Source organism: Thermococcus peptonophilus, from assembly GCF_001592435.1.
Classification (GTDB): Archaea; Methanobacteriota_B; Thermococci; order Thermococcales; family Thermococcaceae; genus Thermococcus; species Thermococcus peptonophilus.
In genome coordinates this window covers 577,707-592,561 of record NZ_CP014750.1, presented here as the reverse complement: position 1 = coordinate 592,561, position 14,855 = coordinate 577,707, and the positions used below count along the sequence as shown (strand labels likewise).

Annotated in this window: 15 protein-coding genes; 5 read left to right on the top strand and 10 right to left on the bottom strand. The window is 54.0% G+C overall.

Going from position 1 to position 14,855, the window contains the following annotated elements; translation table 11 throughout:
* Positions 1–35: 35 nt before the first annotated feature.
* From A0127_RS03095 to A0127_RS03085, 3 genes are read right to left on the bottom strand one after another with little or no spacing between them, the layout of a single operon-like run.
* The gene (locus A0127_RS03095) at positions 36–440 is read right to left on the bottom strand and encodes a Zn-ribbon domain-containing OB-fold protein (RefSeq protein WP_062387843.1); all 405 of its coding nucleotides are present in this window, start codon (positions 438–440) and stop codon (positions 36–38) included.
* A gap of 1 nt (position 441) precedes the next feature.
* Positions 442–1,608, bottom strand: a complete 1,167-nt coding sequence (locus A0127_RS03090) for a thiolase domain-containing protein (protein WP_054840985.1) — start codon at positions 1,606–1,608, stop codon at positions 442–444.
* 10 nt (positions 1,609–1,618) lie between these two features.
* A complete protein-coding gene (locus A0127_RS03085) occupies positions 1,619–2,671 on the bottom strand; it encodes a hydroxymethylglutaryl-CoA synthase (RefSeq protein ID WP_062387839.1) in 1,053 nt (350 codons plus the stop codon).
* A gap of 157 nt (positions 2,672–2,828) precedes the next feature.
* On the opposite strand from A0127_RS03085, the gene A0127_RS03080 reads away from it, so the two are divergent.
* Positions 2,829–3,497 (top strand): TIGR00266 family protein, encoded by a 669-nt coding sequence (locus tag A0127_RS03080; RefSeq protein WP_062387837.1) that lies wholly within the window; start codon positions 2,829–2,831, stop codon positions 3,495–3,497.
* Positions 3,498–3,618: 121 nt separating this feature from the next.
* The gene (locus A0127_RS03075) at positions 3,619–5,037 is read left to right on the top strand and encodes a hypothetical protein (RefSeq protein ID WP_062387833.1); all 1,419 of its coding nucleotides are present in this window, start codon (positions 3,619–3,621) and stop codon (positions 5,035–5,037) included.
* 8 nt (positions 5,038–5,045) lie between these two features.
* Here A0127_RS03075 and A0127_RS03070 read toward each other — a convergent pair whose 3' ends face one another.
* From A0127_RS03070 to A0127_RS03060, 3 genes are all read right to left on the bottom strand, one after another.
* The gene (locus A0127_RS03070; protein ID WP_062387829.1) at positions 5,046–5,726 is read right to left on the bottom strand and encodes a fibrillarin-like rRNA/tRNA 2'-O-methyltransferase; all 681 of its coding nucleotides are present in this window, start codon (positions 5,724–5,726) and stop codon (positions 5,046–5,048) included.
* A 5-nt stretch (positions 5,727–5,731) separates the two neighbouring features.
* On the bottom strand, positions 5,732–7,012 hold the full coding sequence (locus tag A0127_RS03065; protein WP_062387826.1) for a C/D box methylation guide ribonucleoprotein complex aNOP56 subunit: 1,281 nt from the start codon (positions 7,010–7,012) through the stop codon (positions 5,732–5,734).
* A 95-nt stretch (positions 7,013–7,107) separates the two neighbouring features.
* Positions 7,108–8,076, bottom strand: coding sequence for a ribose 1,5-bisphosphate isomerase (locus A0127_RS03060; protein WP_062387822.1), 969 nt, complete (start codon positions 8,074–8,076; stop codon positions 7,108–7,110).
* Positions 8,077–8,315: 239 nt separating this feature from the next.
* Here A0127_RS03060 and A0127_RS03055 point away from each other — a divergent pair, with 239 nt between their 5' ends.
* Both A0127_RS03055 and A0127_RS03050 read left to right on the top strand, forming a co-directional pair.
* Positions 8,316–9,569, top strand: coding sequence for an aminotransferase-like domain-containing protein (locus A0127_RS03055; protein WP_062387820.1), 1,254 nt, complete (start codon positions 8,316–8,318; stop codon positions 9,567–9,569).
* Positions 9,570–9,636: 67 nt separating this feature from the next.
* Positions 9,637–10,488 carry a gamma-glutamyl-gamma-aminobutyrate hydrolase family protein gene (locus A0127_RS03050; RefSeq protein ID WP_062387819.1) on the top strand — a complete coding sequence of 284 codons (852 nt, stop codon included), beginning with the start codon at positions 9,637–9,639 and terminating at the stop codon, positions 10,486–10,488.
* On the opposite strand, the gene A0127_RS03045 is transcribed toward A0127_RS03050, so the two are convergent.
* Positions 10,418–11,257 carry an SPL family radical SAM protein gene (locus tag A0127_RS03045; protein WP_062387816.1) on the bottom strand — a complete coding sequence of 280 codons (840 nt, stop codon included), beginning with the start codon at positions 11,255–11,257 and terminating at the stop codon, positions 10,418–10,420. The genes A0127_RS03050 and A0127_RS03045 overlap by 71 nt on opposite strands.
* Positions 11,258–11,313: 56 nt before the next feature.
* Here A0127_RS03045 and A0127_RS03040 point away from each other — a divergent pair, with 56 nt between their 5' ends.
* On the top strand, positions 11,314–11,724 hold the full coding sequence (locus A0127_RS03040) for an OsmC family protein (protein WP_062387814.1): 411 nt from the start codon (positions 11,314–11,316) through the stop codon (positions 11,722–11,724).
* A 58-nt stretch (positions 11,725–11,782) separates the two neighbouring features.
* On the opposite strand, the gene A0127_RS03035 is transcribed toward A0127_RS03040, so the two are convergent.
* The 3 genes from A0127_RS03035 to guaB form a co-directional block, all read right to left on the bottom strand.
* A complete protein-coding gene (locus A0127_RS03035; RefSeq protein ID WP_062387811.1) occupies positions 11,783–12,349 on the bottom strand; it encodes a GMP synthase subunit A in 567 nt (188 codons plus the stop codon).
* Between the two features lie 9 nt (positions 12,350–12,358).
* A complete protein-coding gene (gene guaA / locus A0127_RS03030) occupies positions 12,359–13,282 on the bottom strand; it encodes a glutamine-hydrolyzing GMP synthase (RefSeq protein WP_062387810.1) in 924 nt (307 codons plus the stop codon).
* Positions 13,283–13,366: 84 nt separating this feature from the next.
* Positions 13,367–14,827 carry an IMP dehydrogenase gene (guaB, locus tag A0127_RS03025; protein ID WP_062387807.1) on the bottom strand — a complete coding sequence of 487 codons (1,461 nt, stop codon included), beginning with the start codon at positions 14,825–14,827 and terminating at the stop codon, positions 13,367–13,369.
* Between the last annotated feature and the right edge of the window lie 28 nt (positions 14,828–14,855).

Here is a 14,855-nt window from a genome sequence, read left to right as displayed (position 1 = left end):
AAGAGGCACAGGACATGAGAAAGAAAAAGAAGAAATCACTTTATTGGTGGCCTGAACTTGTAGGCGTAGAGGATTATGCCGTCTTCTCCGAACTCCCTTATCTTCCTCGTGACCATTTCGACCTCCATGCCCTCGTGGATTTCATCTGGATCAACGTCGGTGAGCTGGGCCAGGACAACGGGTCCCTCCTCAAGCTGGACGAGGGCAAGGGGATAGGGCTTGTAGTACTCGAAGCCGCTCGGCGGGTTCCTAACGATGGTCCAGCTGATGACCTTACCCTTTCCGCTGAACTGGTACTCCTCAACGTTCCTTGAGCCGCAGACAGGGCAGACGGGCCTCTTCGGGAAGAAGACGTGGCCGTTCTCACACTTGCCCCCGATGAGGGCGTACTTCTCACGGAAGTGTCTCCAGTGCCTGGCAACCTGCATCGGCCTCCCCATTTCAGACCCTCCTCAGGATGTTGACTGTGATGTTTGAACCGGTTCCACCTATGTTCTGGGTCAGTCCAACTTCGGCGTCGGGAACCTGTATTCCTTCGGGAGCCTCTCCGCGGAGCTGAAGAACCGCTTCAACCGTCTGGTAAACACCGGTTGCTCCGACAGGGTGCCCCCTGGCCTTGAGGCCGCCCATCGTCTGTATTGGGTAGTCGCCGTCTATCGCTATCTGTCCCTCCTTCGCGAGCATGGCACCTTTGCCCTTCTCCGCAACGCCGAGGGCCTCGAGGCTGAGCGCGGCCATTACTGTGAATGCATCGTGGACCTCAAAGAAGTCTATGTCCTTGGCCGTTACTCCTGCAATCTTATAGGCTTTCTCGGCGGCAACCTTGGCGGCTTTGAGCGTCAGGAAGTCCTCTCTGTTTGCAAAGTTTATGGTGTCGATTGCCCTCCAGAAGCCGGCAAGTTCTACCATCTTGTCCTTCGGGACGCCAAGTTCCTCCGCCTTTTCTTTTGAGGTTATTATCACGGCAGCCGCTCCATCGCACATTGGTGCGGCGTCGAAGAGCTTTATCGGGTCTGCAACGTATGGACTCTTGAGGACTGTATCAACGGTTATTGGCTTCTTGAACATGGCGTACGGGTTCTTAGCACCGTTTGCGTGGGCGTTAACGGCGAAGTGGGCCAAGTCCTCCTCTGTGTAGCCGTAGGTCTTCATGTAGAGCCTCATAATGAGAGCATTTAAAGCGACGAAGCTCGCGCCGTGGAAGAGCTCGTACTCGGCGTCGGCCGCGTAGGCCAGATAGCGGGTAGCGTCGCTCGGCCAGGCGTCGGTCATCTTCTCGACACCGACGACCGCAACGATATCCTCTAAGCCTGCCATTACGGCCTTAGCTCCTTCTTGGACGGCCGCGCCGCCACTTCCACAGGCGGCCTCAACCTTAACTGCTGGGATGTTCCCCAGTCCGGCCCAGTCGGCTATAAGTGCACCGAGGTTTTCCTGCTCAATGAATGAGCCTGAGGCCATGTTTCCTACGTAGAGTGAATCAACCTTGTCTATTCCGGCGTCGTCCATCGCATTGAGAAGGGCCTCAACGGCCATGTCCCTGAGTGAGACCCTCCAGTGCTCGCCGACTGGAACCATACCAACTCCAATTATGACGGGCTTCTCCATTTCAACCACCTCACAGTATGTACTTGCCCCTGTGCTTCGCATAGAGGGCGTAGTCTATGTACTTCTTCCTGTTCACGTAGTCCATCGTCTTCGGAGCCAGGTCTCTCTTCTCCTCTATCGCATCCTGGACGACGAGGCTGAAGGCATCGCTTCCAGCTCCACTTCCAAAGCTCACCCACAGAATCCTGTCGCCGGGTTTGGCTATGTCGAGAACCGCTGACACACCAACGAGAGTTGCGCCGCTGTAGGTGTTTCCGATTATTCCGCTGAGGAGTCCGGGGAGAACCTTCTCCTTTGGAATTCCGAGGATTTTGGCGGCTGTGAGAGGGAACTTGACGTTCGGCTGGTGGAAAACGGCGTAGTCAAAGTCGTTCGGCGTGTAGCCGAGCTCCTCCATGAGAGTCTTGGCGGCGCTTATTATCTGGTGGAAGTAGGCAGGCTCACCTGTGAAGCGATTCCCGTGCCTCGGGTAGTGCTCGTGCTGCCTCCTCCAGAAGTCAGGGGTGTCTGTGACGTAGGAATAGCTCGCCTCAAAGTATGCGAGGGTTTCTGAACTCTTGGGGGCAAGGATGTAGGCGGCCCCTCCAGCGGCGGCGGTGAACTCGAGGTGGTCGCCGGGCCTTCCCTGTGAGGTGTCGGCCCCTATGGCCATCGCGTAGTCAGCCATCTCGGAACCGACGAAGCCGATAGCGGCCTGTATGGCCTCTGTTCCGGCCTTGCATGCGAACTCGAAGTCTGCAGCATCTAAATCTGGGGTTGCTCCTATGGCCTCCGCTATGACAGTTCCGCTCGGTTTAACGGCGTAGGGCTTGCTCTCAGTTCCGAGCCAGATGGCCTTGATGAGCTTGGGGTCAATTTGGGCCCTCTTGAGGGCGTTTCTCGCGGCCTCAATACCGATGGTTATCGCGTCCTCGTCAAGACCTGGAACGGACTTCTCCTGGATTGGGAAGCTGTTTACCCCCCAGACCCTTCCTATCTCCTCGGCCTTGATTCTATACATCGGCACGTAGGCGCCGTAGCCGATAATGCCGACATCCCTTTTGGGCTTCAGGAGCTTTCGCATTGGGCACCACCTTTAGAATGGTTGAACTTAATTTTAATTCGCATGGGGTTGAGGGGGAAGTTATAAAAGTCTTTCGGTAAAAGTGAAAGAGTTTTTAGACGATTGCCGATGCAGAGGTATATAAGAGATGGAAGACTATTCAGTTTGAGGTGTTTTTATGAAGTATGAGATTCTCCACAGGCCGAGCTTTTCTCTCCTTGAGGTCGAACTTGAGAGGGGAGAGGAGGTACAGGCAGAAGCCGGGGCTATGGTGCACATGAGCCCGACTATAAAGCTGGAAACTAAGGCTAAGGGCGGCGTTTTTGGTGCGCTTAAGCGCTCAATGCTAGGTGGTGAGAGCTTCTTCGTGAACACATTCAGGGCGGAAGATGGACCCGGAAGCATCGGTCTCGCTCCGCCCTATATGGGAGACATTGAGGCCTTTGAGCTTGATGGAACTCTCTACGCCCAGAGCGGTGCCTTCCTGGCGAGCTATGGCGACATTGACATAGATACCAAATGGGGCGGCGCTAAAACTTTCTTCGGCAGGGAAGGTCTGTTCCTCCTTAAGATGAGCGGAAGGGGAATCGTTTTCCTTTCGAGCTTTGGTGCGATCTACAAGAAAGAACTCCACAACGAGCGCTTTGTCATTGATACTGGCCACATGGTGGCCTTCAGCGAGGGGCTAAACTTCAACGTGAAGCGCGTCGGTGGCCTTAAGAGCACCCTATTCAGCGGGGAGGGCCTTGTAGCGGAGTTCTACGGGACAGGGACACTTTACATCCAGACGAGGAGCATGGACAGCTTCCTGGGATGGCTCGTTCCACACCTGCCGAAGAGGGATTGATCCATCTTTTATTTTTGGGCCAGAAGTTGATGCCCTTCCGCTTGGTTCTCCTTTGTTTATTAATACTCACCGAAAATCGTATAACCCGATACTCCAAATTAATATAGATGGGGGCGAGAGCATGAAAAGCTTTTACGCTGTTTTAGTTGCTCTCCTTGTATTCTTTACAGTGGCAATGTCACCCGGTGTTGCCAGTGCCCAGAACAAAACCTATTGGCTGGAAACTTACCAGGGTGCTGGAAGCATATCCTCTATGCCCCTTCTGACTTGCCCGGATGGGGGAGCACTCGTGGTTTCTTATACCAAGGACGCGAACGGCATCAAAGGTAGTATCCTGACGAAAGTGACCTCCAACGGCAGTGTGGAATGGACGAAGGAGTACTTCGGCGGCAGGGTAATAATAAATGCCCTTGCAATGGCCACAGATGGAAACGTGGTTGCTGCGGGTGTTTACATCTCCAACGAAACATCGAGATTCCCCGATGGTCTCCTCATGAAGATAGACAAAGACGGAAACGTGGTGTGGGCCAGGAGCTACGGTGGAAATGGCACTGATATTATCTCCGGGCTAAAAGTACTGGACGACGGGAGCATCCTTGCCGTGGGCTTAACGACCAGCTTCAATGCGGGCAGAGGCGACATGTGGCTTCTAAAGGTTGACAGTATCGGCAACGTAATTTGGGAAAGGACGTACGGCACGTTGGAAATGGACGAGGGGACTGACCTAGAGGTGGCCTCCGGTGGAGACATAGTCGTAACCGGCCTCTCAACTTCAGGGGGAGTGCCTCATGGGCTTGTCTTCAGAGCTGACAAAAATGGCAACCTCAAGTGGGCCAAGGAGTACACTACTGGATCAGAGCTCACAATTCTGAAAATACTGCCCACTAAAGACGGGGGCTTTCACGTCTTGGGCTATGCCAACCTGGGAAACGGCACTCTTGGGGCGCTTTTAATGAAGCTGGACGGAAACGGAAAGATAGTCTGGGCCAGGGATTACTACACCAACGGGGCTGTTCTTGGAAGGGACGCGGCCATCGATCCTAGCGGAAACCTGTGGTTGACAGGGATGGCAGTGACTGGGGAGGGGGATAACACCACATATTACGGCGTTCTCCTGGGCGTACATGAGGGCAACATCACTGCCGAGAGAGTTTACAGTCCAAGAATTGTGTTCAAGTCACTAATGTTTGATCAGAACGGTGATTTGTGGGTTGGAGGCCTTTTCGGTATTAACACCAGCGAGGGAGCCCCATTGGTTGGAAAACTCCCCGGGAACGGAAAGCTGCCTGGTTGCAGGTACTTATCCAGTCTGAACATAGACACATCAACACCAGACATTGCTGTCAGTGATGTCTCGATGGCTGCAAGCAAACCAAACGGGACGTCCAGGAACGTGATCATCAGCACGAAGAAACTCAGAACCCAGCCGTCAGTCCTGTGCACCTACAGAGAAGGAGAAGAAAAAAGAGAAGTCTGCGGGCCTGCTCTGATGGTTCTTCTGGGACTTTCAGCCATTCCTCTGTCCCGCAGGCGCTCCTGACTTTCTTTTTACGGTTTTCTAACAACGAAAAGTGCGTGGTCCTTCTCGTAGGGCTCGAGCGAAAGCCTCTCGACGACTTCGAAGTAGGTCGAAAGCTCCTTTTCCACTTCCTTGAAGACATGCTCCGGCTCCTTGGTGACGTCTATGCTCCTGCTCTTGACGGATATCATTCCGTATCCGCCGCTCTTGAGGTAGACCTTGGCGTTGTCTATGAGTATCTTTGCCTGCGTCGGCTGGGCAACGTCCTCGAAGATAACGTCCACCTTCGGAACCAAAGCGCGGTAGCCTTCGGGCTTGGTGGCATCACCGAGTATCGGCACGATGTTCCTCCTCTCCTCTACGAGAGGGACGAGCTCCCTGAGGACCCTCGGAGAAAACTCCACTCCGAAGACCTTGCCCTCCCAGCCCACTACGTCGCTGACGTGGGAAGCTGTGGTTCCGCTCGCTACACCGAGGTAGAGTACAGTTGAGCCCGGCTTTATCGGGAAGTTCTTGAGGCCGTTGAGGATGGCCGCTCCGAGCTTAGACCTCGTCGGGTTCCAAATCCTGTACTCATCCCCCTCGAACTTGACCACCCTCTCTCCATAGACCCTCTGGCCCGGAACGAGGTTCTTGGTCGCTATCTTCTCGCTGCCGTCGTCATCAATAACTATGTAAACGCCAGGAAACTTGTGCTTCTTAACCTTCATCTCGATCACCTCTTACCTCCCTTACCCTTCTTCTTTTTCTTCTTGTCCTTCTTGCCCTTTCCTTCCTTCTTTCCGCCGAGGCCCTTACCCTTCTCGTGCTTTCCTTTTCCTTTGCCCTTGAACTTCTTCTTTTCCTTCTTTTTCTTCTCGGGCTTGGCCTTCCTCTTCGGCGGGTTCGGGTACTTCTCCTTGATCTCCTGAATCCTCTGCTCAAGCTCCTTCTTCAGCTCCTCGCCTATGTATTCGCCGGAGAAGTAGTCCACCCTGGCCGCTATCGCGAGCTTTCCTGCCAGAGCGCGGGCTATCTTACCCCTCTGCCACCAGGGTGAGCGGTTTATTGCTGGGTACTGAAAGATGACGCCGTGCTTAGGTGGTTTAGCACCCGTCCTGAGGTGCCTGAAGAGGGCTTTTTCCGCGCCAAGAACCTGTATGGTCGAGGCCGGCATCATGGCGAGCTCCTTTAATCCGCCAGCAAGGCTCATGAGCCTAGCAGCGAGCTTTGCCCCGACGAGGGCCTTAAGGTTCGGGGCGACCTCGTCCATTGCAGTCTCGAGGTAGTCCTCTATCTGCTCCCTCAGCTTGTAAAGGTCGTGTATCTCGCTGGCCAACTTCTGGATTATTGCGCTGTCGAACTTGCCGAGCGGGGCACCCATTGACTTCTCAGCTGCTTTGAGGATCTTCTCTATCTTGCCCTCCGAGAAGCCGAGCTTCTCAAGCTTCTCCCTGGTCGCGTTCTCCCTCGGGCCGATCTCCTTAACGAACGCAACGTACTGCGGGTGCTTCGGGAGGAGTTCATCGAGCTCCGGGAAGTGGAGGCCGTACCACTCCCTAAGGCGAGAAACGAGGAGGTTTATGACCTTGTCAATGTCGTCGAGGGCCTCAATGGCCTGGATGATCATCTTATCGCGAGCGCCGCTCTGCTCCTGGATGCGGAGCCTGGTCAGGGCAACACCAACGCTGAAGTACTCGTCAAACCAGTTCTCACCCAGGAACTCCTCGGGGCTTGAGCGGAGCTTTTCGCCAGCTATGTTCGGAAACTCGGCTGTGGCGTTATAACCGAGCTCTTTGAGGTTTCTGCTCAGCTCGGAGTCCTCAACCACGAACTCAGTGTAGCCTTCCTTCCCAAGCTCGTCGAGGAACTCTATGAGTTCATCGCTCGGCTCTCCCTTGAGGAGCTTGTCGAGGCTCACCTCCGGCTTCCCGCTGAAGGGTTTGCTCCCTATGAGCTTCCCGCTCTCGTCAAAGGCGTAGATGCCTCTGACGTTCTCGGCTATGTAAGCTTTCATTATTAACCACCCCTTTGTTTTTGTCGCCTGGAGTATAAAAGGCATACTCCTTTTAAGCCATACCGTTGAGCCCGAGAAGAAAAGGGAGAAAAGCCTCAGTCTTCCCAGGGCTCGGTGTACTTGAGCGCCCAGCCGAACTCTTCCCTGAGGATGTCTATTGCCGCGTACGGCGGTATTATCCCGCGCTCGGTGATTATGACGTCCACGTACTCCGGCGGAGTAACGTCGAACGCTGGATTCCAGACCTCGATGTTCTTCGGCCAGGTCTTCAGCTCCTCTTCGGGGATTACCTCAGTCGGGTCGCGCATCTCTATCTCTACCAGCTGGCCGAGCATGGTCTCCGGGTGGAACTTGTAGGTTTCAGCTGCAATCATCGTCCAGACCCTGTGCTCCTTCGCGGTCAGCGCTATTAGAGCAGTTCCAATCTTGTTTATCACGGCACCGTTGACGGTTATCGAGTCAGCCCCCATAACGACCTTGTCGGTCATCTTCATGTAGTGCCTTGCGGCTGAGTCGACGACGTAGATGACAGGAATGCCGTAGGAAGCGAGCTCCTTGGCGGTTATCTTGCCCTGCCATTTGGGCCTTGTCTCGGTCACGATGACCTTTATGTCCTTGCCCTGCTCCCAGGCGGTCTTCATGACGCTTATGGCAGCTTTGCTGTGGCAGTGGGTCATGATAACGTCTCCGTCTTCGATCCTCTTCGCACCGAACTCTCCAATCCTCTCTAGGGCCTTCTCCGAGTTGTGGATGAACTCCTTGGCGGCGTTTATAATGACAAACCTGAGCTGTTCGAGGTCTGCTCCGCTGGAGTGGGCTATCTTTCCCCTGTGCATGACATAACGGAGCGCGTTTGGCAGGGAAACGGCCGTAGGCCTCGTCTCGAATAGTATCTTCGCTGCCTGCTTCATCTCATTCCAGAACTCGTCAACGTTAGTGGCCTTGCTATTCTCCGCCTGGAGCTGGAGGGCGTAGGCAGCTGATCTGGCTATCTTCCCAGCTCCTCTGATTTCCATGTTCTTTATCTTCTCCGCAATCTCGAGGACTTCCTTTATCACTGCCATGCAACCACCTCCGGGTAAACTCAGGTATAATCGCCGGGGTTTATAGGTGTTTCCATACTTTTTGTGCATTAACGCTTGGAAAATTTCCTTGATGAACTTTGATTGTGATATTCGAATTCTTTTTACGTTTGTAAAGAGCAAGTAGGGGCTGAGAAAAGTTTATAACAAACCTCTCCCAGTTAATTTCGATGTATAGGTTTGATGATGTGAACTAATGTGTTCATTGGGTGGTGATGGTAATGCAGAACAAACTTGAGAACAAACTTGCGGCCCAACCGCTGGATTTTGAGTCGTTCTTTTCACAGAAAGCTATGGAGATGAAAGCATCCGAGGTTAGAGAGCTCCTCAAGCTCGTCGAAACGAGCGACGTTATAAGCCTCGCCGGGGGTCTCCCCGCTCCTGAGACGTTCCCCGTTGATATTATAAAGGAGATCACTATGGAGGTTCTCTCAAAGCACGCGGACAAGGCTCTTCAGTACGGAACGACCAAGGGCTTCACTCCGCTCCGCCTTGCCCTGGCCAGGTGGATGGAAAAACGCTACGGGATTCCAATGAGCAAGGTCGAGGTAATGATAGTCGCCGGAAGCCAGCAGGCGCTTGACCTGATAGGAAGGGTCTTCATTGATCCTGGAGACATCGTGGTCGTTGAGGCTCCTACGTACTTGGCCGCCCTGAACGCCTTCAAGTTCTATGAGCCGGAGTTCCTTTCAATACCTCTGGACGACGACGGAATGAAAGTTGATGTCCTCGAAGAGAAGCTCAAAAAGCTAAAGGCCGAGGGGAAGAGGATAAAGTTTGTCTATACCGTCTCAACCTTCCAGAACCCCGCCGGAGTTACCATGAGCCTCGAGAGGAGAAAGCACCTCATAGAGCTGGCCAAGGAGTATGACTTCCTTATCGTTGAGGACAACCCGTACAGTGAGCTCCGCTATTCGGGCGAACCGATACCCCCGATAAAGCACTTCGATGACGAGGGCCGTGTTATCTACCTAGGCACGTTCTCAAAGATATTCGCCCCCGGCTTCCGCCTCGGATGGGTCTCGGCTCACCCGCACTTCATCAGGAAGATGGAGATCGCAAAGCAGGCCGTTGACCTCTGTGCGAACCCGTTTGGCCAGGTAATAGCCTGGAAATACGTTGAGGACGGCCACCTCGATAGGCACATCCCAAGGATCATCGAGTTCTACAGGCCGAGAAGGGATGCGATGCTCGAGGCCCTCGAGGAGTACATGCCAGAAGGAGTCAGGTGGACGAAGCCCGATGGAGGTATGTTCATCTGGGTGACCCTTCCGGAGGGCATCGACACCAAGCTCATGATGGAGAAGGCAGTTGCCAAGGGCGTTGCCTACGTCCCGGGTGAGGCTTTCTTCGCCCACAGGGATGTCAAGAACACAATGAGGCTCAACTTCACCTATGTCCCCGAGGATAAGATTCGCGAAGGAGTTAAAAGGCTTGCCGAGGTAATAGAGGATGAGATGAGGAGGCTCAAGTGAACTTCTTTTCATGTCTGCTACCTATACTTTTTTATTTGATTGCCCCTAGTTTTCTCTGGTGAGACTTATGCGTCCAATCATAGCCATAATCGGCACCTCCAGAGATGGATACACCCTCGCGAATACATATCACTTCCGGAGGGTTCTTGAGGCTGGAGGTCTTCCAGTGCTCTTCAGTCCCGAAGGCGATCCGGAGGATGTTATAGAGGTCGCGGACGGCATACTCCTCGTTGAGGGTCCTGACATCCACCCTCGGTTCTACGGCGAGGACCCTTCACCCAACCTTAGGGATGTGGACGTTACCAAGGACGAGTTCGAAATAGCCCTTGTCAAACTGGCGATCGAGGGGGAAATCCCGATTCTCGGCGTGGGGAGGGGAATGCAGATAATAAACGTCGCCCTTGGAGGGACGCTGTACCAGGACGTATACGAAATCCCAAAGGCCATAAAGCACGACTGGGAGATCGGCAGGGTCAGGCCCGACCAGAAGCTACACACGGTAAGGGTGAAAACGGACTCAAAGCTCTACAACATTCTCAAAGACGTCCTGGTCATCGAGGGCACGAACGATGCCTGGACCTGGGTAAACAGCTTCCACCACCAGGCCGTTAAGAGGGTCGGCGAGGGCCTCAGACAGGTTGCTTTTTCCGTCGATGGTCTGATAGAGGGCATTGAGTCCACAGACGAGAGCTTCGTTATCGGCGTACAGTGGCAGCCCGAGTATTTGGACGAGATGAAAGTCCTGTATGAGGCGCTGGTGAAGGCGGCTCTCGGTCATCAGGAGAGGAAGCACGAGATTGAGCTGATCCGGCTGGAAGAAGAGGCAAAGAAGAGGCTTGCCCAGGAAACTATGGAACAAGATGAGACCCATCGCACGTTGGAAACGACCGATAGCCTTCCCGACACGAACCAAACGTGATTCCCTTCTCGGTTATCTTCTTTTCGGCTTCCCTCAGGATGGGCATTCTGATGTCCTTTGGGAGGTAGTAGTAGCCCCCTATTCTCTCTCCCCTCTCGTAAAGCGGCCACAGCTTTTCCATAAGCCCCGGGAACTTTGCGAACATCCTCTTTTTTGAGTCGGGCCGGAGCTTGAGGGTGGAGACAGTTATGTGGCTCACAAAGGAGAGCGCATCAAGCGTCTCGTCGAAGTCTTTCCACGTGTAGTAGGGAATTATCGGGTCTATCCGGGCATAGACCGGAATACCAGCGTCTTTCGCCTTTTTCAGTGCCTTTACCCTTCTCTTTGGAGATGGAGCGTTAGGTTCAAGGAGCTTTGCCTTCTTCTCGTCCACAGTCGTTACAGTTACTCCGACAGCACACCTCAGCTCGCTCAGGATGTCTATATCCCTCTCGAAGATGTTGGACTTCGTCAAAAGGAGGCAACGGACGTTGTACCTTCTGAAAAGCTCAAGAACCTTTTTGGTAATTCCAAGCTCCCGTTCCACCGTTGGATATGGATCGGAAGAATATGAAAGCGCCACTATTGCGTTTTTGTCGAGCTTTCTAAGCTCCTTTTCAAGCTTGGGGAGAAGACCTTCTTTAGTTCTCACGCGGAAGGCGTTTGGGATGTAGCTGGTTATGTAGCAGTAAACGCAGGCGTGGTCGCATCCGGTGTAGGGGTTGAGGGTGTACTTGAAGGGGCAGGTGCAGAGGGGACTTTTCCAGGGGTCGAATGGCCTTATGTACATGGTCTCCACTTGGAAATACATTTAAAAAAGTAAACCTTAGCGCTCTCGGTGGTTCCATGGTCAAAGGGGCAGTAAAGTGGGTGCCAGGTAAAGAGTTTCAGTTCATCGGGAGGATGGAAGACGATAAGTGCTCCGTCATCTTAGGTGATGGCGGCATAAGCCCGATGAAGCTTCTCCTTCTCAGCGTGGCCGGGTGCACCGCGTACGACGTCGTCATGATCCTCCAGAAGATGAGGGAGCCGATAAAGGGGCTGGAAGTTGAGATTTCCGGGGAGAGACGCGACGAGCACCCGCGCATCTACACCAGAGTTCACATCCACTACAAGATATACGGAAACGTTAAAGAGGAGAAGGCTAGAAGGGCCATCGAACTCAGCCAGGATAAATACTGTTCCGCCTCTGCACACGTAAAGCTCAGCGGTGCCGAGCTTACATACTCCCTTGAGATAGTCCCGGATGATGAGTAAACCCGTTGCTGAGGAAAAGATGATGAGAGGATCGACTAGCTGACCTTTCTTCTTTTTTCTAAAGCTCCCCACACAGCTCCGCGAAGTTGCGGTAGACCTCAGCTCCGTGTTCGGTGTGGGCAACCTCCGGATGGAACTGGACGCCGTAGATAGGAAGCCTTTCGTGCTTCATTGCCTCGACGGGACAGGTCTCGCTCTTAGCTAAGAGCTTGAAACCTGGAGGAAGTTCCTTAACCTCGTCCATGTGGCTCTCCCAGACCCTCAGCTTCCTCGGAAGCCCCTTGAAAAGGTCGTCCTCATCGAGTATCTCTATCTCGACGAGGCTGTACTCGGCCTTCTCCCCCCTCCCGACCTTTCCGCCGAAGTGCTTCGCTATGAGTTGGTGTCCGAGACAGATGCCGAGTATTGGAACGTTGAACTCGTCGTAGTGCTCCAGGATTGCAGAGCAGTTTCCCGTTCTGCTGATGTCCGGGCCTCCGGAGAAGATTATCCCCTTCGGCTTCATCGTCTTGATCTCCTCGAGCGGTGTTGTATTCGGGATTATCTTCGCCTCGACGCCGAGGTAGCGGAGAGTCCTCCAAATCCTGTGGACGTACTGACCTCCATTGTCCATTATGACTATCATTCTTCCACCTCACTCGAACTCTATCGTTGCCGGCGGCTTGTTGGTGATGTCGTAGAGCAACCTCCCAACCCCTGGAATCTCGCTTGTTATCCTGAAGGCTATCCTCTGAAGTACCTCCCACGGGACGTTCATCGCGTTGGCAGTCATGCCGTCGAGGCTCTCAACAACGCGAACCGCTACCGTCTCCTTGTAGGCCCTTATGTCGCCCTGAACGCCGACTGTCTTAACGCCGAGCAGAACCGCGAAGGCCTGCCAGGGCTTAAGCCCCGCTTTCTCTATCTCTTCTTCAACTATAGCGTTTGCCTCCCTGACGATTGCGACCCTCTCGGGTGTCACCTCTCCGAGAACCCTAACGGCCAGCCCCGGCCCAGGGAAGGGCATGCGGTTGTATATCTTTTCTGGAAGGCCTAGCTCCTTCGCCAGCTCCCTGACCTCGTCCTTATAGAGGTCCCTCAAAGGTTCAATCAGCTTGAGGTTGAGCCTTTCGGGAAGTCCACCAACGTTGTGGTGGCTCTTTATCTTACCCTGGCTCTCTATCCAGTCAGGGGCTATCGTACCCTGGATCAGGAAGGCGGCGTTTATATCCCTCGCGATCTCCTCGAAGACCTCTATGAAGACCCTGCCGATTATCTTCCTCTTCTCCTCTGGGTCGGTCACGCCCTTGAGCTCTCTAAAAAAGCGCTCGCTGGCATCCACGTAGTGAAGGTTCAGCCCGAACTCGTCGCGGAAAGTCTTGACCACGAACTCAGGTTCACCTTTGCGCATGAAGCCCGTGTTCACAAATACCGCGTGCAGTCTGTCCCCTATGGCCCTGTACGCCAGAACCGCGGCAGTTGAGCTATCAACGCCGCCGGAGAGCGCAATGATGGCCGTTCCATCACCGACCGTCTCCCTTATCTCCCTAACCTTCTCCTCGATGAAGTTCTCCCACATGAGCACCACCTTTCAACATTTTTTTGATCATTTTGGCTTAAAAATCTGTTGTTTTTGCGTTAAAAATGTTGAAATAGGGGAGCCTCACTTCCCGAGCGGGTAGTTCGGTGCCTCGTTTGTTATCACTATGTCGTGCGGGTGGCTCTCGATGTAGCCAGCGTGGGTTATGATCACGAACTCGCTTTTCTCCTTCAGCTCGGGAATGTTCCTTGCTCCCACGTACCCCATTCCCGCTCTGAGGCCTCCTATGAGCTGGTAGAGGACTTCTCCGACGGGTCCCTTGTACGGGACTACTCCCTCAACTCCCTCGGGCACGAACTTCTTCGTCTTCATGTGGCCCTTCTGGTAGTAGCGCTCCGCTCCGCCCTTCATCATTGCCCCGAGCGAGCCCATTCCGCGGTACTGCTTGTATCTCCTCCCGTTCATTACGACTTCTTTACCAGGTGCTTCCTTCGTTCCGGCAAGCAGGGAACCGAGCATGACGGCGTCGGCACCAGCGGCTATAGCCTTCACTATGTCCCCAGAATAGCGTATCCCGCCGTCAGCTATCACGTGGAGCCCGTACTCCTGAGCTTTGTCAGCTACGAGCGCTATGGCAGTAATCTGAGGAACGCCAACTCCAGCAACTACCCTCGTCGTGCAGATGCTTCCCGGACCAATTCCGACCTTAACGGCATCAGCAAACGTTAGATCATCAACGGCCTTCGGGTTGGCGATGTTTCCCACTATGAGGTCGGCATCGACGGCGTTCCGTATTTCCTTCATCGCCTTTATCGCCTTGAGGTTGTGGGCGTGGGCAGTGTCAACGACTACAACGTCAGCTCCAGCCCTGTCGAGGGCCTTTGCCCTCTCAAGGTCGAAGGGACCGACTGCTGCCGCAACCAAGAGGTCGCCGTTTTCATCCCTAACCGCGTTCCTGTACTTTCTCCTCTTGGCTAGATCGCTCATCGTTATGATGCCAACGAGCCTCCCCTCGCCGTCCACCACCGGAAGCCTGTCTATCCTGCGGTCGAACATTATTTTTACTGCCTCTTCCGCCGTTATCGTCTCGGGCACGGTTATGACTTCTCCAGTCATGACCTCACTGACCTTCGAGCCCTGCTTCGCCGCTATGTCCTTCTTGGTGATCACCCCAACGACCTTTCCATCATCGTCAACGACCGGCAAACCGTCGACGCCGTTGCGCTCCATGAGGAACAGCGCGTAGTCGAGGCTCTCATCTGGCTTTATGCTTATGACTTCTTCCACGATGAAACACTCGGCCCTCTTGACCCTCTTCACCTGCTCGACCTGCTCCTCGATGCTCATGTTCCTGTGGATTACCCCCAGGCCGCCTTCCCTTGCCATCGCAACGGCCATCTCCCACTCTGTAACCGTGTCCATTGCCGCGCTGAGAATCGGGATGTTAAGCCTCACATTGGGCGTTATCCGCGTAGAAACGTCCACGTCCTTCGGCTCGACTTCGGTCGCCTGCGGTATCAGGAGAACGTCGTCGAAGGTGTACCCCTTAAGGGCATTGACAAGTTTTTGTTCAAATCTGCCCATATCTTCCGAACCCCCTCACCCTTTTTGA